Origin of the sequence: Pseudomonas sp. JL2 (genome assembly GCF_031570495.1) — a bacterium.
Taxonomy (GTDB): domain Bacteria; phylum Pseudomonadota; class Gammaproteobacteria; order Pseudomonadales; family Pseudomonadaceae; genus Aquipseudomonas; species Aquipseudomonas rhizophila.
This window is the reverse complement of record NZ_JAKUDH010000001.1, coordinates 252,395-270,875: the sequence shown is the minus strand read 5'-3', so window position 1 is coordinate 270,875 and position 18,481 is coordinate 252,395. Positions and strand designations below refer to the sequence as shown.

Sequence of the window (18,481 nt, the reverse complement as noted above, 5' to 3'; positions counted from 1 at the left end):
CTTTGTTGGGCATCAACCCTTTAACGCACCGGTAGTGAGACCGGAAACGATTCGGCGCTGGAAGATCAGCACCAGAATCACCAGTGGGACGGTGACCAGCACCGAAGCGGCCATCAACAACCCCCAAGGCAACTCATGGGAGCTGCCGCCGGAAATCAGGGCGATGGCTACCGGCACCGTGCGCTGCGTGTCGGTGAGGGTGAAGGTCAGGGCAAACAGGAACTCGTTCCACGCAGCAATGAAAGCCAGCAGGCCGGTGGTGACCAGCGCTGGCCAGAGCAGCGGCAACAACACGCGGGTCAGGGTGACCCAGGGCGAAGCACCGTCCATGATCGCCGCCTCTTCCAGCTCATGGGGCAGTTGGCCCATGAACGTGGTCAGCACCCAGACGGTGAAGGGCAGGGTGAAGATCGTGTAGCTCAGGATCAGCGCCCAGGACGTGTTGTACAGGCCCAGGGCGCGGATCACCTCGAATAGCCCCGACAGCACCGCGACCTGGGGAAACATCGACACGCCCAGAACCATTATCAACACCGCACCGCGTCCACGAAACTTCACCCGGCCCAAGGCATAGGCGGCGGTCAGGCTGAGGAACAGCGCCAGCGCGACCACACTCAGGGCAACCACCAGCGAGTTACCGATCGCCCGCAGGAACGAGGCCTGGTGGAGCACGGCGGTATAGTTGGAGAAGTCGGGGTTGTCGACCCAGTAGCTCACCTGGAACAAGGCACTGGACGGCTTCAGCGACGTCACGATGGCGTAGTAGAAAGGGAACACCGCATACAGCAGCAAAATCCCGATCAGGCACCAGAATCCGACGCGCAACAGCGCTTTTTTAAGTAGGCGCGGGCTCATGAGCGAACCTCCATTTGACGGCGTCCGAGGTACAGATAAATCATGGCGATGACTGCGACGACCAGAAACAGCAAGGTCGAGGCCGCGCTGCCGTAGCCGACGTCCTGAAACTCCATCAGATGCTGGCGGGCGTACACCGACATGCTCATGGTGCTCGACGAGTTGGAGGTCAGCACATAGATGACGTCAAACACCCGCAACGAATCGAGGATGCGGAAAATCGCCGCCACCAGCAGCGCAGGCATCAGCAGCGGCAGGGTGACTCGCCAGAACACCTTCAACGGGTGAATGCCATCGACGCGGGCGGCTTCGTAGCAATCGCCCGGCAACATCTGCAAGGCTGCCAGCATCAGCAGCGTGACGAACGGGACGGTCTTCCAGACGTCGACGATGATCACAGCCCACATCGACAGGTCCGCGTCTGCCGTCCAGGCCAGGGGCGCGTCAATCAGGCCGGCGCCCAGCATCAGATAATTGATGATGCCGAACTGGTCGTTGAGCATCCAAGACCAGATTTTCGCCGAGACAATGGTGGGGATCGCCCAGGGAATCAGAATCAATGCCCGCACCAAGGCGCGCCCGGTGAACTTGACGTTCAGCAGCAGCGCCACCAACAGCCCCAGCACCATTTCCAACCCCACTGAGACCACAGTGAAATGCAGGGTGTTGCGCACCGCGTTCCACCATTGTGGATCGACCAGGATGCCTGACCAACCGGTGCTGCTGTGCAGCAGATAATTGCTCAGGCCGATAAAACTTGCGTCACCGGTGTCCGCCAGGCTGGCGTCGGTCAGGCTGAACCAGAATGTACGCAGCAGCGGCCAGGCCGCCACCAGGGCCAGACACAGCAGCATCGGAGTCAGGAACAGCCAGGCGGCGCGAACCCGGCGGCGTTGTACCGGCGTTTCCAGGGCGGGCAGCAGCTCGTCACCGGACGCCAGGGTAGTGGAGACAGACATGGTGAATTTCCTTCCTTGTGGCTTACCAGTTCCGGCGCTTGATGCGTGTCAGTTCGCTTTCCAGCTCAGCCAGCGCCTGATCGACCGGCACCTCGCCGGCCAGCACGCCATGCACTTGATCGAAGAAGGCATTGGAGACACGTGGATAGCGATCGGCGGTAATCGAGGCGGGGCGCATGACCCCATCCTTGAGAATGCTGCGCAGTTGACTGTAATAAGGCATCGCCGCGAGCAGCTCGGGGTCTTGATAAAGTGACTCGATCACCGGGTTATAGGCGCCGATCAGGGCACGATGTTTCTGCTGCTGAGCACTGCTCAGGTAGCTCACCAACTGCGCGGCAAGCTTTGGATTGGCGCTGTAACGCGACACCGCCAGGCCCCAGCCACCCAGGGTGGAGGCGTGGGTGCCCGTCTCGCCACCGCGGGGCAGGGGAGCCACGCCGACCTTGTCTTTTACGACACTGTCCGGGCTTTGTACCAGGGCCCAGACATACGGCCAGTTACGCATGAACAGCGCATTGCCCGACTGGAATACACCTCGTCCTTCTTCCTCGGTGTAGTTGAGTACGCCAGGTGGGGAGATGTCTCCTACCCAGCTCTTGGCCAACGTCAGCGCGGTTCTTGCGGCCGGACTGTTGACCACGATGTCGCCCTGTGGGTTGACCAGCCCACCTTGCGGCTGGCTGCTGATCCACTCCAGTGCATTACACGTCAGGCCTTCATAGGCGCGGCCCTGAAAGACGTACCCCCAGGCATTGGCGTTCCCGGCGCTACGCTCAGCCTGTTGGACTTCCCGCGCGATTGCAGTCATTTGCTCCCAGGTCTGCGGCACCTGTTTGTGGTACTTCTCGAGCAAGTCCTTGCGGTAATACAGCAGGCCCGAATCGGTGAACCAAGGCATCGTCACAAGCCGGCCGTTCACCGTGGCGTTGTCCACCTGCGCCTGGAAGTAGCCCTCGGTCGCGTTGGCAGGGAGCACCTCGCGCAGGTCCATCAGATGGTTGGCCAGCATCCCCGGCCACACCATATCGATTTGAATGATGTCGATGTCGCTGGATCGGGCACTCAGGATTTGTTGGTAGAACGACAATCTTTCGGTGGCCGAGTTAGGCGTGGAAACCACTTCGACGCTGTTGCCGGTCTGCTTGGACCACGCTTCGACAGCCTCCTTGCACAGCTGCAATTCAGCACCCACCGCACCGCAGGAGATCGTCAGATTGGCGGCAGTCGAGAGGGATGGAAGCCCGACACAAAGGCCGAGCAGCGCAGCAGGAAGGAGCGATTTGAGCTGTTTCATAAAGCCCTCTTTATTTTTGTTTTTAGAAAAGTTAACGTTAACATCGCCAAATGTAGCAGCGTATTAGCGATGAGGCATCCTTTTTTTCACGGTTTTTGACAATTCAAAAGCCAAAGAAAAAAGACCATTGCGGGAACACAAAAATAAAAACAAAACAGGGAAATCCACATGCAGAAAGCATCAAGCTGGCTTCTCGCAGGCGTGCTCGGCACCGCGGCGGCCACCTCTCACGCTGCGACGCTGGAAGAACGCATGGCTGCGTTCGAGGCCCGTGCCAGCGCCGCGGAAAAACGCGCCGCGGCTGCCGAACAGCAAACCCAGGCCCTGGCCAGGGAACTGCAACAACTCAAACTCGCCGCTCCCGCGCTCCAACCGGTGGCATCCACTGCAAACGTTGCCACGCCGACGCTGGACACGCGGCTGGCAAAACTCGAAGCCCGCCAACAAAGCCTGGAAAAACAAGACAGTGGCGCATCCCTCACGGACGGATTCAGCTTCAAGGGCTACGCCCGCTCGGGGTTGCTGGTCAATGACGGTCTGGGTGGCGGTCGTGGCGGCCCTTATACCACCCCGGCCGGTTCCGTCGGCGGTGCCGTGGGGCGACTCGGTAACGAGGACGACACCTATATGCGGATCGACCTGTCGAAAGAGCAATACGCGCAGAACGGCACCCGCTCAAAATTCACCGTGTCCATCGCCGATGGCGTAGAAAGCTCCAATGACTGGACGGCCGACGAAAGCAACCTGAACGTGCGGCAGGTGTTTACCGAACTGGACCACATCGCGGCGTTCAAAGGGAACTCTGTGTTTGAGAATTCCACCCTCTGGGCAGGCAAGCGGTTTGACCGGGACAATTTCGATATCCACTGGCTGGACTCGGACGTCGTCTACCTGGCTGGCACCGGCGGTGGCATCTACGACGTGCAGATGAACAAGAACTGGCGCTCGAATTACTCGTTGATCGGGCGAAATTACGGGGAGTTCAGTGACGGCGGCGTCAATGCCGATGTTGAAAGCTACATCCTGACCTCCAACCAGTTCTTCGACAATGGGCAGTGGCAGTGGATGTTCAACGCCATTGGCGCTAAAGAAAACGACATCGGCACCCGCAACAATGAGGTGGGCCTGACACCTGCGGACTCCGGCCTGCACAGCATGGTGGCCAATCACCAGAAGAACTTTTTCGGCAGGGAAGGCTTCTTCAAAACGGCGTTGCTCTATGGGCAAGGCCTGGGGGCAGAGGTCAAGAACATCGGCTCGGACGGCGAACTGATCGACGACGCCCGCGCTTTGCGTCTGGCGCTCTATGGTGAGACGCCCATCGCTCCCGGCTGGCGCATCGGTCCCAGTCTACTGGCCGAACAGAGCAAGGACCGGTACGTCAAGGGCGACGACTACCGCTGGATGACGCTGAACGTGCGCCTGGCCAATGAAATCAACAGCAATTTCGAGATGGCCTACGAGATGAGCTGGCAAACCATGGACCTCGATCCCAAGGGCTACCTGCAACGCAATGCAGTCGACGGAAACTTCTGGAAGTTCACGGTCGCCCCGACCTTCAAACCTGATTTTGGAGACCTTCTCACACGCCCCGAGCTGCGCGTGTTCGCCAGCGTCATGAACTGGTCCTCGGATCTGGACAGATACAGCACCTCCGATTCCTTCGGCAAGTCTGACTTCAACGCAGGCGGCGTGTGGCAATACGGCATACAGATGGAAACCTGGTTCTAGTTGGACGGGGGCGTCTTCTGAAGCTGGATTCGAGATGCCCCCGGTATTGCCGCTTTGATCACGTGCGCCTTGCTTCTGTTTCCCAGGCATGAGAAGGGCAGGTCGAGCGGGCACAGGTCAGGATTGGTTGGTCTATGGCGAGTGCCTGTGAGGGACTGGGTGGTGACAGCAGCCCGGAGTTTCTACAAGCTATCCGGATCGCCAAAAAACATCTGAATCCGCGAACGCAACCAGCGCTCACCCGGGTCGTTGTCCTGGGAGCCGCGCCAGGCCATGTGCAGTTCGAAGCTGCGCACCGGAATCGGTGGGTCTTCGGCGCGAACGCCGCCAGCGGCGGTCAGTGCGTCGGCGGTGTAGTCGGGCACGATGGCGATAATGTCAGTGCCCGCCAGCAACGTGCTCAGGCCATTGAACTGCGGCACGGCCAATACCACGTGACGCTTGCGGTCCAGTTTCTCCAGCTCTTCATCGATGAAACCGCTCAGGTCCCCGGCGAAGGACACCAGCGCATGGGGCCGGGCACAGAATTCGTCCAGGGTCAGCCGACCCGGCGCAGTGTCGGCCCGCAGCACTTTGGGCATGCTGCGCCGCAAGACTTTACGCTTGGCGTTGGCCGGCAGATCCTCGGTGTAGCTGACGCCGATGGAGATTTCACCGGACGCCAGCAAGCCCGGCATCAGAATGTAGTTGACCCGGCGTACCACCAGGACAATGCCCGGGGCTTCGGCCCGCAGACGTTTGAGCAGCATCGGCAACAGCGCGAACTCGGCGTCGTCCGACAAGCCGATGCGGAACACCGAGGTGCTGGTGGCCGGGTCGAACTCCGCCGCACGGCTGACTGCCGTGGAGATCGAGTCCAGGGCTGGGGAGAGCAGGGCGAAGATTTCGACCGCCCGGGCCGACGGTTCCATGCTGCGACCGGTGCGCACGAACAACGGGTCATCAAACAGGTTGCGCAGGCGTGACAGCGCGGCACTGATGGCCGGCTGGCCGAGGAACAGCTTCTCGGCGGCTCGGGTCACACTGCGTTCATGCATCAATGTTTCGAACACGATCAACAGGTTCAGGTCGACACGACGCAGGTCATTACGATTCATCTGGGGTCCTGGCAGATTCAGCAAGCTTGACGTGAGCGGCCATATGAGAACAATGACCGGCATGAATCTTACGGGGAAAGACTGGTACTCTGCACCGGCTAATTGCTTTTTCTTAGGGATAGGCCCTACAAGACTGGGTTCATTTTCTTGCTGCGGAATCAATGACAGGCATGTCGACTATTAATAGCCACTGATGGTCTTGGGTACAAAGCCCGGATAGAGTTCATGGCATTAGAGGTTACTTTGACGAGGTTTGCGATGTCCCGCACGATCCGTTTTCACAAGTTTGGTGGTGCCGAGGTGCTCAAATGCGAAGAGCATGCGGCGGCTCTTCCTGCGCCAGGAGAAGTGCAGGTCCGTGTCGAAGCGATCGGCATCAGCTGGTATGACACCCTGTGGCGCCAGAATCTGGCGTCGTCCCAGGCGCGCCTGCCTTCGGGCCTTGGTCATGAAATGGCCGGGGTGGTGACGGCTGTCGGAGACGGTGTCGACGACCTGGCTGTAGGCGACAAAGTGGCCAGTTTCCCTGCCGAGAGCCCTAACGATTACCCGGTGTACGGCGAGATCATCGTGCTGCCGCGTACCGCGCTGACCCGTTATCCCGACGTGCTCACCCCGATCGAAGCCGCTGTGCACTACACGCCACTGCTGATCGCCTATTTCGCCTACGTGGACCTGGCACGGGTCAAGCCGGGGCAGTTTGCCCTGGTCACTGATGCCAGTCATTGCGCCGGACCATCCTTCGTGCAACTGGGCAAGGCCTTGGGTGTACGGGTGATCGCGGCCACCAAGACCGCTGATGAGCGTGAGTACCTGCTGTCGCTCGGCGCCGAAAAAGTCATCGTCACCGAAGAGCAGGACTTGCTGATGCAAATCAACAAGCTCACTGATAACCGTGGCGTCGATGTGGTGTTCGATGGCCTCGGCGGGCCGCAAATGTCGCTGCTCGGTGATGTGCTGGCGCCGCGGGGCAGCCTGGTGCTGTATGGCTTGCAAGGCGGCAACCAGACGCCGTTCCCGGCCTGTGCGGCGTTCCAGAAGAACATTCAGTTCTTTGTGCACTGCATCGGCAATTTTACCGGCAAGCCGGAACTGGGCATCATCCAGGATCAGGTTGCATTGCAGCGGGCGTTGCGTGATATCAATCAACTGACCGCCGATCGCGTGCTGTTGCCGCTCAAGACCCGGGTGTTTCCATTCTCCGAGTTTGTCGAAGCCCACCGTTACATGGGCGAATGCCCCTGCCGTGAACGCGTTGCCCTTCAGGTAGTCGACCCCGCCTGATTCCTCCTCCGCGCAAGAGTCAGCATGGCGACTCTTGCGCTGCCTTCGGCCTGAACCTGCTTTCCTTCCTTCCTTCTGCCATTGCCGCTCCGTTCGGCAATGACGCCCTGGTGCGCGGCAACCACGCCTTCGCCTGGGCGGTCCAGTTCACTCAACACCCAAAAAGCGTTTAATCCCCAGAGAACTGAACTGGTTTTTGCCCTCAATCTGTATCTTCTAATCGTTATTTAAGTCCTGATAATTGAACGCTGATTTCCATCTCAAGGAAGAAGTCGTGGCGCAGTACAAGTTTCTAGAGAATCGTCATCCTTCGGGCAAAGGTGCATCAAGCGTTAATTGTTTTAACGTCATCAATCGACTGTGGGAAAAACTGACTGGGGCAGGGGGACAATTGAAGTTAGGCATGTTCTTTGTTTTTCGTACTCATTGTCTGAAGGATGCTGTCGGAATCTTCCTAGGACGCAGGGCGGAATCGCTGAAACCCAATGCCTCAGGGGCTTGCAGGCACGTACCGAGGCGAAGCGGGCGAACTCCACAGCTTATGTATCAAATAATTACGACAAGCAAAGCTTGAGCGTATTACCAATACTCTTTGCAGCACTAGAACAATCTTCCAGATCAACCCGTCGCCCGGTCACGCTATGCCAGTGCGACGCCGATATTTGAATTTCCAGGTATATGGCTATGAGTTCAATTCATGAGCAGGCAATGAATCACGTGTATCAACAGATATTGCAGCGACTGTCAGGTTTTTATTCCCGCGCGGAACGGACGGCGTTGCAGCTTTTGATCCAGCGTTTAATTGTCGCCGCTGGCGGCATCGACCGGATCGGCGACTATCGTGTGTTGACGGTCCAGAACGGCAGCCGGGACAGTTTTTATGTCCTGACCGCCTTGCGGGCCGCACAGTTGAGCATCGCCGGCAGGCATCCGGTGACCTTCGACTTGCGTGTCGCCACGCCACGCCTGAGCGAAACCACCCAGGCGACCCTGGAAAACATCCACCGCTGTTACAGCGCGCTGTTCGTCTACGACGACCCCCGGGTGGAACTGCTGATGGCGGATAACCGCGAGGTGGTGCCGTTCAATCACAAGCAGCCATTGTCGGCGGCCGGGCATGAGGCCAATCGCATGGACACGCTGGTTCTGGGCCACCTTCGCTCGATCGACAGCCCCTTGGAAGTAGGCGATCACGGCTACCTGGCGATGGCGGAGTTCTATCGGCATATGGCTCGCTGGGAGCGCGGCGTGGACTCGTTAGTCAGCAGTGATACGCCTCGCGAGCAAAAACAGTTCATGTCGGGCCTTCGACGTGCCGCCCGCAAGGTCGGCCTGGCGACTGACCCGTCCAGCGGTTTCGACAGTCTCTTCGCGCAACTCGATACCTTGGGCGCTAGTCCCTACCTGGGCTTCTATGGTCAGGACCACGAGGGCGCGTGGAAACCCGAGGGGCATTTCGAGGCGTGTCGGCGCGTGAGTCACATCGGTATCGACGACCTGATCGTCGACAGTTCGCAAGAAACCAACTGGCCGCTGTTCAGTGAATTCCTTCGGGTGCGGACCGATGAACTCGTCGCATCGGCGCCGGAAAACGAATACCTGAGCCCACTGCTGTCAGCTCACCTGCATGGCCTGCAGGCCTGTTATCTGCAGGGGCGCAGCTATGAGGCAGGTTATGGCGACTATGTACAACGAGCGATCATGATCATGCATCGCAAGCAGTTGCCCGAGCATGTCTGCGAGCAGGCACGCATGCTGTTCGGCCCACCCACGGCCATCCCCGAGCGGCGCGCCCAGGCCGCCAGCGACGCGCACAAGACCCTGGGGCTCAACGAAACGCAACTGGTGTGCATGTTGTTCGCGCCCTTCGTGGAGCAAGGCGCTGGCCTGGAGCACTTCCTGCGCTGCTGTCATCCCGGCATGCTGGTGGCGATGCCCGATCTGCACAAGGCCATGCAGGGCGCGGCCATTGCCGATCAGGTGGCGCAATGGATGGTCGACGTCAGTGGCCTGTCCATCGATATGCTCGGCAAGCTGTATCGGGCGAGTATCACGCCGCCGGAGCAGGAGCAGGCATCGGGGATGGATGCGCAGCAACCTGTCGATGACATCGACATTGAAGAAGCCGGGCAGGGCGACGATGTCATGCGCGAACGTGCGGCACGGCATTGAGGGGCAGGATTTGACGGATTCATTCGCCACGTCGCCTGGCCCAACCCCATGAAAGGTTGCCGGGAAACAGACTTCGCGTATCAGGCGGTTTATCGTTACCTCACCACCCTGATCAACGAACTGGGCGCCGACGCCCGAGTGCGTTTGCCGTCGTTACGGCAACTGGCCGAGCGCCTGAACGTGTCGATCTCTACCATCCAGTACGCTTATTCGTTGCTGGAGAAGGAAGGGCGGGTCTATTCGGTCGCCAAATCCGGTTATTACGCGTTGCCAGTACCCTGCGTCGCGACGCTGGGCGGCGGTGATGATTTGCTCGAGACCCTGTATGTCAATGCACGACGACCGGGAATGCTGGTACTCAGCGCTGATGAGCCTGCGTCGATGCAACCGCTGGACAGCCCGCTGTTGTTACTGGAGCGTGAGCTGCTGCGTCAGTATCCGCGCTCCTCACAAATGCCCTCGCAGCCTTGGGGCGAGCTGGAACTGCGCACCGCGCTGGCGGCTCGCTACACGTCTTCGCCGGCCCGGTGCTGGAACGCCGACGATGTTTATATCGGCGCTGATCTGCGCGGTGTATTGGAGATTCTGATCGCCGTGCTGGCGCTCAAGGGCGCCACGGTGCTGATCGAATCACCCTGCGACTGGACCGTCCTGCGCTTGCTGCAGGCGGCCGATATCGACGTAATCGAACTGCCACTGCTGGCGGATGGGGAGATCAATGTCGAGCAACTGGAACAATTACTGACGAGTAAAGCGGTCCGCCTGGTCATCCTGTCCTCGGTCCTGAATATGCCCAGGGGCACGCTCGTTCCTGAAAACAACCGTCGCGCCGTCGCGCGCTTGCTGGATCTGCACGGCACATGGGTGCTGGAGAACGACAGCTATACAGACCTGGCGTTCGAAGCCGGGGTGACGCCTTTTCGAGACTTGCTCGACCCGGACCGGCTGATCGTTTATTCCACTTTCGAAAAAACCATCGGCCCCGAGGCCCCCTACGGCTATGTGTTGTCGCGACAGCTGACGCTGGAGTTGCAGCGACATTTCCTGCTACGCGCGTTTCGTCTGTCACCGATTCGCCAGAAGGCCATTGCCCGTTTGTACAGCAACGGACGGATCGATCAGCACTTGCTGGTGCTGCGACGATTGTTGCGTGAAGGTGCGCTCTCGACAACGCAAATGCTGCGCGAGCGGCTGGGGGACAGCCTGCAATGGCTGGAGCCCCAAGGGGGCGCAACGATCTGGACCCGATCTTCGCGACGCGTCGATCTGCGACGGGTGTTCCAGCGGCTGCTTGCGCAACGAATCGTCATTGCGCCGGGGGAACTGTTCAGTTTGCAAGGGCTGTACGCACAACATCTGCGCCTGACCCACGCCTTGAGCGGTTCACACGATCTGGATACTGCACTCTGTGCGCTGGCCGATGCCTTGAGACTTGAGCAATCGTAATGGAGGGCGATGGATCGAACCCATCGCACCACGGTCGAACTGTCAGTAAACTGCATCCATTTTATCGAGCCACTCCATTCAGAGGTTTTGCATGACAGTCAGTCCATTTGCGGGCAAGCCGGCACCGGCAGAGTTGTTGATCGATATCCCGCGACTGGTGACGGCCTATTACACCGGCCGGCCCGACGCCTCGGTTTCGACCCAACGGGTGGCTTTCGGCACCTCCGGTCACCGTGGCAGTTCCTTCGACCTGGGGTTCAACGAATGGCATGTGCTGGCTATCAGCCAAGCGATCTGCTTGTACCGTGAAGCCCAGGGCATCAACGGCCCCTTGTTCCTGGGGATCGATACCCACGCGCTGTCTACCCCGGCAGGCGCCAGCGCGCTGGAGGTATTCGCTGCCAACGGGGTCACAGTGATGATCGCCGAGGCAGATGAATACACGCCCACGCCGGCGATCTCCCACGCCATTCTTTGCTACAACCGTGGGCGCACCACCGGCCTGGCAGACGGCATCGTCATCACCCCGTCCCACAATCCGCCGCAGAGTGGTGGCTACAAGTACAACCCCACCAACGGCGGCCCGGCCGATACCCATATCACCAAATGGATCGAAGCCAAGGCCAACGAGCTGCTGGCAAGCCAGTTGGCCGGCGTTAAGCGCATCAGCTATGAGCAGGCCCTGAAGGCCGACACCACTCACCGTCACGACTACGTCAACACCTACGTGGCGGACCTGATCAATGTCATCGACTTCGATGCCATTCGCGCTGCCGGCTTGCGCCTGGGCGTGGACCCGCTGGGCGGAGCGGGGGTGCGCTACTGGCCCGCCATTGCCGAGCATTACCGCCTGGACCTGGACGTGGTCAACACCCAGGTGGATTCCACCTTCCGCTTCATGACCGTCGACTGGGACGGACAGATCCGCATGGACCCGTCCTCCAGCCATGCCATGCAGGGGTTGATTGGCCTCAAAGAGCGTTTCGATGTGGCCTTCGCCTGCGACCCGGACCATGATCGCCACGGCATCGTGACGCCGTCCGGCGGCTTGCTGGCGCCGAACAACTATCTGGCGGTGTCCATCGACTACCTGTTCCAGAACCGGCCACAGTGGCGCGCCGATGCCGCCGTGGGCAAGACGGTGGTCAGCAGTGGTCTGATCGATCGCGTGGCCCAGCGCCTGGGGCGGCGTCTGTATGAAGTGCCGGTAGGCTTCAAGTGGTTTGCCGACGGCTTGTTCGACGGTTCCTTGGGCTTTGGTGGCGAAGAAAGCGCCGGCGCCTCGTTCCTGCGCAAGGACGGCGGTGTGTGGAGTACCGACAAGGACGGCCTGATCCCGGCGTTGCTGGCGGCCGAAATGACCGCGCGCACCGGTCGCGACCCAAGCCAGGCCTACCGTGCCCTGACCGATGAACTGGGTGAGCCGTTCTCCGTGCGCGTCGATGCCAAGGCCAGCCCGCAACAAAAGGCGCTGCTGAGCAAGCTGGCACCGGAGCAGGTTGCCTCCACTGAGTTGGCCGGGGAGACCATCCAGAACATCCTCAGCCATGCACCGGGCAATGACCAGGCCATTGGCGGCCTGAAGGTCATGACTGAAAACGGCTGGTTCGCCGCGCGGCCATCAGGCACTGAAGACATCTACAAGATCTACGCCGAAAGCTTCATCGGTGATGAGCACCTCAAGCAATTGGTGGTCGAGGCGCAGGCATTGGTCGATGGAGCCATTTCCAGTCAGTGATTCAAAACCCATCGCGAGCAGGCTCGCCCCACATTGGCGCTACGGTGCACGCCGACCTCTGTGGGAGCGAGCCTGCTTAAGGTGGGTCGGGCGACACTGATGGCCATGTGCGACAGCACTTTCACTTCATCGCCTAAATCCATGACTTAAAAGCTTTTGAGTGGAATCCGCTGGCAAATACAGACACCATAGCCGCCATGGTTCTGAACACCGGAGTCCCCCAGCGTGTCGCAACACACTCCCGATCTTCCCCCCGAACTTCTGCCCCTGGCCCAGATGCCTTTGCTCAAGCGCCTGGCCGCGCGTTTTCTGGGTCATGGCCTGACGCGACTTCGAGCCCAGCATCGGGCTTCCTGGCTACACGGCCAGGCCGATGGCTTTCGCAGCGGGCATAGCGCCGGTTTTGACTACGGCTATAAGGAAGGCAAAGCCGATGGACTGGAAGAGGGCCGGCAGGTCCTGCTGATCCGAGATTTTCGAAGCACCGAGCACCCGGCACCGAAAGTCGATGAGCTGTTGTTCGATGACTGGCGCCTGCCGTTGACCGCCGAACTCAAGAAGCGCATCAAGGCCGATGTTGCCCGATTGCTTCCCGCTCACGCCCAGCCGAGCGCCGCGCAGTGGAAAATGATCCTGAGCGATACGCCGTCTACCTCGGTCGTCGCGGGCGCAGGCGCCGGGAAATCCACAACCCTGGTGCTACGCCTTGTGCTGCTGTCCCACTACCTGGGTTTTGAGTTGGATTCGATGACCGTGGTGACCTTCACGCGGGAATCGCGCAAGGACTTCATTCACAAGCTCATTGAAGTTTTTGCCCTGTGGGGGCGGACAATCAGCCTCAAGGAAGCTCGCGATCTGGTGCGGACCTTCCATTCACGCATCTTGCCCATGGTGCGCAGTCTGCCCGGGTTTGAGCGGCTCCAGGCGTTTGAAACCCTGAGCCATCGTAACGAGACGGCTGATGATGACGCCCAGGGCAATCCCTTTGAGCTGCGCATCAACGATGCTCAGCGCCAACAGCTCAATGCCTGCTATCACGGTCTTTATCAACGCGATGAGCGTTTTCGCGAACTGATCAAACCGATGTCCCGGCACGCCTTGCAGCTCAGGGAGCTGGAACGCGACCATCCCGATGTGCAGAAACGGGTGGCCGTGACCGAACTGGCCGCCCAGCGCGATGAAGAGTTGTGCGATGCGATCGAAGACCTGTGGTTTCGCGCCGGTGCCTGGCCGATCAAGGGCATCGAGCCAAAGCGTCAGACCTTCCAGATCAACGGTGCGACGTTTCATTGCCACGGCTACGTTCCAACTCTGGACGCCTGGGTGATGCTGGGTTTCGACCCGCGGGAAGATGCCCGGATCAGCCGGCCCGGCGCCAAGCTGAGTATCCGCGCAGAGTGGGCAGTAAAGCGCACCCTGTTTCAAGCTTTCTGCTCTAAGCCATTGATATGGCTAGATAGTTATGAGGCGTCAAAGCGTGTACTGAGCGTGTTGGCCGGGGATGCCAGCGCAGGCCCTGGGTTCGACTACAAGGTAAAAGGCGAACTGGCTTCGGCACCGTTGCTGGATTGTTTCGTTGCGGCTGCCGGCTTTATCGAGAACCTGGGTCTGGACGTCCCGGACGCCGTGGGCCGGATGTGTTTTGCCCAGGATGACCCGGATCGTTATTTCTTTGAGGCCCTGAGTCGCTACTGGCGAGCATTTGAAGACCACCTGCTTGACCAGTCGCCGCCCGTCATGACCTATAACCGAATGTTCGCGTTGTTCAGTGAGCACTCCCCCGAGAACTTCAAGCTGCTGAGCGATGCGACATTGCGTCCTCTGTCGCACTTGATGATCGACGAGTTTCAGGATGTCTCGCCGCAGATTGTTTCCTGGCTTCGCGCCAGCCTGCGGGAAGTGCGCAGCCGCGGCCCTGCCATGCATGTCGGCCGAGGCGCCCAGCGTTCCTCCTTGCTGTGCGTGGGTGATGACTGGCAATCGATCTATGGCTGGCGCGGCAGTTCACCCAGTTATTTCATGGCGTTCAACAAACAGTTTCCTTCACCGGCAAACACCCGGGTCATGCTCACCGATAACTACCGCAGCCACCAGCACATCATTGACGCCGCCGAACACGTGGTGCGTGCGGCTGCGGCGATTCCCGGCAAAAAGGCCAAGGCCAGCGGCACGCCTCGAACCTTGAGCCCGGTCAATGTGTTGGACAGAGACGACGAAGGCTTGGCCAAGCGCCTGGACGAGCACTACCGCAAGGGCGATTCAATCTTGATGCTCTATCGAAAAAGCAGCGATAAGCTATTGATTGAAAAACATATTCAACCAACAGTTAATGTGGATTCTAGCTTGCCATACCCGGCGAGACGCCTCCGGCAGATGACCTACCATAGCGCCAAGGGGCTTCAGGCCGACGCGGTGTTTTTGCTCGGTGACTGCCAGCACTCCACCAGTTCCCCCTACAAGAATCAGGTCTACCGAATGGCCGGGCTTGGCCAGGAGGGCGATGCCGAGCCGTACGACACGGCACAGAAAGACGAGATTCTGCGCCTGGCCTATGTCGGCATTACCCGGGCGGTGCAGCATTGCTATTGGTATGTCGATGGGCAGGACACCCAGGTCAACAAGGCGCCCAAGGCGTCGGATCGGATAGGGACCGGCAAACCGTTCTTTGTCGATCATCGCCGCGCCCGCAGTTGAGAACTTCGGGGCACGAACAAAACTGTCAGGCAAAAAGAAGCCCACTGCTGTGGGCTTCATTTTTCAGGAGGCAAATCGTCGCAAGCCAACTGGTGGCACGAAAGCTTCCAGCTCGGCTTCCACCGCTTCGATTATTCGCTCCACGTCAGGGGCGTTCATCACTGTCGCGCAGGGGATGCCCGCAATCGCGATCATAGTCTCGCCGCTGGCACGGTCAAACAGCCGGGCGACCATACTGCCCGGTGCGTCCATGCTGGCCTCGAATCCCATGGGATGAAAATGCCAGCGCATCAACTGGCAGGCGTTGGGAAACGTAACCTTGCTGAAAGATCCTCTATTCATCTGTTGCCCACCTTCTTCATCAAGCGCTTCCGTTTGCTCATAGTCAGGAAGGAAGAGCCATCATGGCTCTACCAGTGAGAACTAAAAATAGCACCTGAAAATGAATGTCATGTGGCTTTTTTCAGGTCGTTTGGCGATTGGTTCACTTTTTTTGATCTGCATCACGACTTATGCCGTTTTGATCCTGGCCTCACTTTCTATGGGCGAAGATGTCGTCACGCCCATCCAGAGGCTCTGGTTCACGGCATTTCAAGACAACGACCCAAGCCAGCAACATCAAACACGTGGCAACGATGAAGGTGAGATGCAAGCCATTTACCACTGCTTCGGGAGCTGCCTGGGCGATACCATTCGTCGGTACAGAGAGCGCAAACACCGCACCGAGCGCCGATGCTCCGGTAAAGAAACCCATATTACGCGACAGATTGAGCAGCCCTGAGATGACGCCGCGCTTGCCCGCGGGCACGTCCGCCATCACCGTTGTGTTGTTGGCCGTCTGGAACAGCGCATAGCCAAGGGTCGTTACCGCGATAGCGGCGACATAGCCGCCCACACCGAGGGTCGGTGACATCAACGACATCATCAGGCAGCCGAGAATCATGATCAGCAGCCCAACGAGTCGCACGGGGCGCACGCCAAAGCGGTCCACCAGGCGCCCGGCAGGCACCCCCGTCAGGGCAGCGACCGACGGTCCTGCCGCCAACACCAACCCCACCAGCGCGGCAGGCAGCCCAAGGGCGACGGATAGATAAAAAGGCCCCACCAGCAGCGTCGCCATCATGACCGTTGCCACCAGAGCACTGGTCACCAGCCCGGCAACCAGCGACCGGTCCCCAAACACCCCCAAGGGAATCAACGGCGACGCGACCCACCGTTGGGCCATGACAAACAGACCGCCGCCCAGGATCGCCATCAGCAACAGCGCAATGTTCGGCCAGCCGAAGTCACCACGGCCCAACGTCGTGGCGAGGGCATAGGCGCCAAGCGTTATCGCCAATAGCAGCGTACCCAGGGTGTCGAAGCGGGGGCGCGCGACCGATCCCTCCGGTTGCCGAGCCGGCAGTGAACGCCAGGCCAGTCCGAACGCCAGCAGTCCAAGCGGAACGTTAATCAAAAATAGCGCCTGCCAACCGAAACCGCTGATAAGTGCACCACCCAGAGAGGGGCCAAGGGCGGTGCCCACCGCAGATAGGGTGCCCAACAGCCCCATCGCGCTACCGGTCTTTTCCTTGCTAACGGTTTCACCCACCAGGGCCAAAGTCAGCGTCATCATGATCGCCGCTCCAAGGCCCTGTAACGCCCGACCAGCGACCAACAGCCAAAGCGAGGGCGCCATGCCGCAAAGCGCCGACGCGAGGGTGAACAGCACGATCCCGGTCAATAGCAACCTGCCACGCCCGAGCAAATCGCCCAATTTTCCGAGACTGACAATCAGCGTGGTAATCGCCAGTAAATAGGCGAGAACCACCCACTGAACCTGCTGGAAGGAGGCCTCGAACGCATGGGCCAGCGTCGGCAAACCGACCGTCACCACGCTGGCGCCCAAGGAGGCCAGCAAGGTCGACAGTGACAGGCTGGCCAAGGCCCAGCGCGGTGAAAAGACCCGTTGGGTGGCCGTCGCGCTCGACAGGCTGGATTGGGTATTGGCTGGTTTCATCATGTCCCCTGACTCTGACGCTCTGAAAATGGAGCTGTCAGAACGGTACGCCCGGGCATAACATGGCGGAAGACGCATGGATTGCACTTTATAACTGCATGCAGCGCCACCTATTCCAACCCAGGACTGCGCCATGTCCACACCCGACCTCAATCTGCTGATTACCCTCGACGTCTTGCTGGCAGAAGGCAGCGTGGCCCGAGCCGCTCGGCGACTGCGACTCAGCCCCTCGGCCATGAGCCGGGCGCTGGCGCGGTTGCGCGAAACCACGGGTGATCCACTGCTGGTTCGGGCTGGGCGCGGCCTGGTGCCCACACCCCGCGCCTTGGCGTTACGCGAGCAGGTCAGCCAACTGGTGCAGGATGCCCAAGCGGCGCTGCGGCCGTCCCAGGTGCCGGATCTGCGCCGACTGAGCCGCACCTTCACGCTGCGCACCCGGGAAGGGTTCGTTGAAAACTTCGCCATCGACTTAATTGCCCGTATCAGCGAACAGGCACCCGGTGTACGCCTGCATTTCCTGGACAAGGCCGACAAGGACAGTACGGCGCTGCGAGAGGGCACCGTGGACCTGGAAACGGCCGTCGTGGACAAGGACACCAGCCCGGAGCTACGAACCCAGGCGTTGTTCACTGATCGCCTCATTGGCGTAGTGCGCGCGGGTCACCCGCTAAGCCAGGCCGAGGTGTGTGCCGTCGGTTATGCAGCGGGCGAGCACATCGGCGTTTCCTTGCGGGGCCTGGACCACAGTGCCCTCGATCAGGCCTTGCAGTCCTTGAACCTGACACGGCAGATCGCGATCACCGTCCCGGGCTTCTCCACTGCGCTGGGCCTTGCCCGGTCCAGCGACCTGATCGCCAGCGTGCCTGAGCGCTATACCACCCGCCTGCGTGCCGGCATGCACAGCTTTGCGCTGCCGTTTGCGGTGCCCACATTCACGATTTCCATGCTTTGGCACCCCCGAATGGATGCTGATCCTGTGCACCGCTGGTTTCGTGGTTGTCTGCGGGAAGTGTGTTCAGGCAAAACCATAGATATCTAGCCGCGATTAATTAGTAGCGTTTCGCTGGCACTTAGTTGCTAGAAGTGCGACGTGATTGGCAAATAGGTGGTTAACCTCATTTAATATTTAAATAGAGTTTTGTCCTACAATCTTTAATGTCGCCCGCGAAATACCTGTACTAACGGGGCGCCGTGTATCTTTTGCCGTTG

At 59.8% G+C, this 18,481-nt stretch carries 13 protein-coding genes; 7 read left to right on the top strand and 6 right to left on the bottom strand.

Translation table 11 applies throughout. The features are described from left to right. Positions 1 to 12: 12 nt before the first annotated feature. From MKS85_RS01295 to MKS85_RS01285, 3 genes are read right to left on the bottom strand one after another with little or no spacing between them, the layout of a single operon-like run. Complete coding sequence (locus MKS85_RS01295) at positions 13 to 855, bottom strand: carbohydrate ABC transporter permease (RefSeq protein WP_310662582.1); 843 nt, start codon at positions 853 to 855, stop codon at positions 13 to 15. After that, entirely contained in the window at positions 852 to 1,814 is a 963-nt protein-coding gene (locus tag MKS85_RS01290) for a sugar ABC transporter permease (protein ID WP_310662581.1), read from the bottom strand. The genes MKS85_RS01295 and MKS85_RS01290 overlap by 4 nt, the downstream gene beginning before the upstream one ends. Before the next feature lie 22 nt (positions 1,815 to 1,836). Continuing rightward, on the bottom strand, positions 1,837 to 3,111 hold the full coding sequence (locus MKS85_RS01285; RefSeq protein ID WP_310662580.1) for an ABC transporter substrate-binding protein: 1,275 nt from the start codon (positions 3,109 to 3,111) through the stop codon (positions 1,837 to 1,839). Positions 3,112 to 3,279: 168 nt separating this feature from the next. Between MKS85_RS01285 and MKS85_RS01280 the strand changes: the two genes are divergently transcribed. Then, positions 3,280 to 4,842, top strand: a complete 1,563-nt coding sequence (locus tag MKS85_RS01280; protein WP_310662579.1) for a carbohydrate porin — start codon at positions 3,280 to 3,282, stop codon at positions 4,840 to 4,842. Between the two features lie 182 nt (positions 4,843 to 5,024). Here MKS85_RS01280 and MKS85_RS01275 read toward each other — a convergent pair whose 3' ends face one another. After that, positions 5,025 to 5,939, bottom strand: a complete 915-nt coding sequence (locus tag MKS85_RS01275; RefSeq protein ID WP_076384631.1) for a LysR family transcriptional regulator — start codon at positions 5,937 to 5,939, stop codon at positions 5,025 to 5,027. Between the two features lie 258 nt (positions 5,940 to 6,197). On the opposite strand from MKS85_RS01275, the gene MKS85_RS01270 reads away from it, so the two are divergent. The 5 genes from MKS85_RS01270 to MKS85_RS01250 all read left to right on the top strand — a co-directional run bounded on the left by MKS85_RS01270 (position 6,198) and on the right by MKS85_RS01250 (position 15,273). Further along, a complete protein-coding gene (locus MKS85_RS01270) occupies positions 6,198 to 7,223 on the top strand; it encodes a zinc-dependent alcohol dehydrogenase family protein (RefSeq protein ID WP_047226435.1) in 1,026 nt (341 codons plus the stop codon). 684 nt (positions 7,224 to 7,907) lie between these two features. Continuing rightward, positions 7,908 to 9,395: a hypothetical protein gene (locus MKS85_RS01265; RefSeq protein WP_310662578.1), complete on the top strand. Its 1,488-nt coding sequence runs from the start codon at positions 7,908 to 7,910 to the stop codon at positions 9,393 to 9,395. 48 nt (positions 9,396 to 9,443) lie between these two features. Beyond that, the gene (locus tag MKS85_RS01260; protein ID WP_281459219.1) at positions 9,444 to 10,841 is read left to right on the top strand and encodes a PLP-dependent aminotransferase family protein; all 1,398 of its coding nucleotides are present in this window, start codon (positions 9,444 to 9,446) and stop codon (positions 10,839 to 10,841) included. A gap of 91 nt (positions 10,842 to 10,932) precedes the next feature. After that, complete coding sequence (gene pgm / locus MKS85_RS01255; protein ID WP_281459220.1) at positions 10,933 to 12,579, top strand: phosphoglucomutase (alpha-D-glucose-1,6-bisphosphate-dependent); 1,647 nt, start codon at positions 10,933 to 10,935, stop codon at positions 12,577 to 12,579. A 225-nt stretch (positions 12,580 to 12,804) separates the two neighbouring features. Further along, positions 12,805 to 15,273, top strand: a complete 2,469-nt coding sequence (locus MKS85_RS01250; protein WP_288910838.1) for a UvrD-helicase domain-containing protein — start codon at positions 12,805 to 12,807, stop codon at positions 15,271 to 15,273. Positions 15,274 to 15,336: 63 nt separating this feature from the next. Here MKS85_RS01250 and MKS85_RS01245 read toward each other — a convergent pair whose 3' ends face one another. Next, complete coding sequence (locus tag MKS85_RS01245) at positions 15,337 to 15,615, bottom strand: DUF1652 domain-containing protein (protein WP_047226440.1); 279 nt, start codon at positions 15,613 to 15,615, stop codon at positions 15,337 to 15,339. A gap of 190 nt (positions 15,616 to 15,805) precedes the next feature. After that, entirely contained in the window at positions 15,806 to 17,272 is a 1,467-nt protein-coding gene (locus MKS85_RS01240; protein ID WP_188250893.1) for an MFS transporter, read from the bottom strand. Positions 17,273 to 17,405: 133 nt separating this feature from the next. On the opposite strand from MKS85_RS01240, the gene MKS85_RS01235 reads away from it, so the two are divergent. Continuing rightward, entirely contained in the window at positions 17,406 to 18,311 is a 906-nt protein-coding gene (locus MKS85_RS01235; protein ID WP_310662577.1) for a LysR family transcriptional regulator, read from the top strand. Positions 18,312 to 18,481 lie beyond the last annotated feature (170 nt).

Coding starts and splice junctions, on each gene's coding strand:
- MKS85_RS01235 (WP_310662577.1), top strand. CDS start 17,406: ATGTCCACACCCGACCTCAATCTGCTGATTACCCTCGACGTCTTGCTG.
- MKS85_RS01290 (WP_310662581.1), bottom strand. CDS start 1,814: ATGTCTGTCTCCACTACCCTGGCGTCCGGTGACGAGCTGCTGCCCGCC.
- MKS85_RS01280 (WP_310662579.1), top strand. CDS start 3,280: ATGCAGAAAGCATCAAGCTGGCTTCTCGCAGGCGTGCTCGGCACCGCG.
- MKS85_RS01270 (WP_047226435.1), top strand. CDS start 6,198: ATGTCCCGCACGATCCGTTTTCACAAGTTTGGTGGTGCCGAGGTGCTC.
- MKS85_RS01295 (WP_310662582.1), bottom strand. CDS start 855: ATGAGCCCGCGCCTACTTAAAAAAGCGCTGTTGCGCGTCGGATTCTGG.
- MKS85_RS01275 (WP_076384631.1), bottom strand. CDS start 5,939: ATGAATCGTAATGACCTGCGTCGTGTCGACCTGAACCTGTTGATCGTG.
- MKS85_RS01265 (WP_310662578.1), top strand. CDS start 7,908: ATGAGTTCAATTCATGAGCAGGCAATGAATCACGTGTATCAACAGATA.
- MKS85_RS01240 (WP_188250893.1), bottom strand. CDS start 17,272: ATGAAACCAGCCAATACCCAATCCAGCCTGTCGAGCGCGACGGCCACC.
- MKS85_RS01245 (WP_047226440.1), bottom strand. CDS start 15,615: ATGAATAGAGGATCTTTCAGCAAGGTTACGTTTCCCAACGCCTGCCAG.
- pgm (WP_281459220.1), top strand. CDS start 10,933: ATGACAGTCAGTCCATTTGCGGGCAAGCCGGCACCGGCAGAGTTGTTG.
- MKS85_RS01260 (WP_281459219.1), top strand. CDS start 9,444: ATGAAAGGTTGCCGGGAAACAGACTTCGCGTATCAGGCGGTTTATCGT.
- MKS85_RS01285 (WP_310662580.1), bottom strand. CDS start 3,111: ATGAAACAGCTCAAATCGCTCCTTCCTGCTGCGCTGCTCGGCCTTTGT.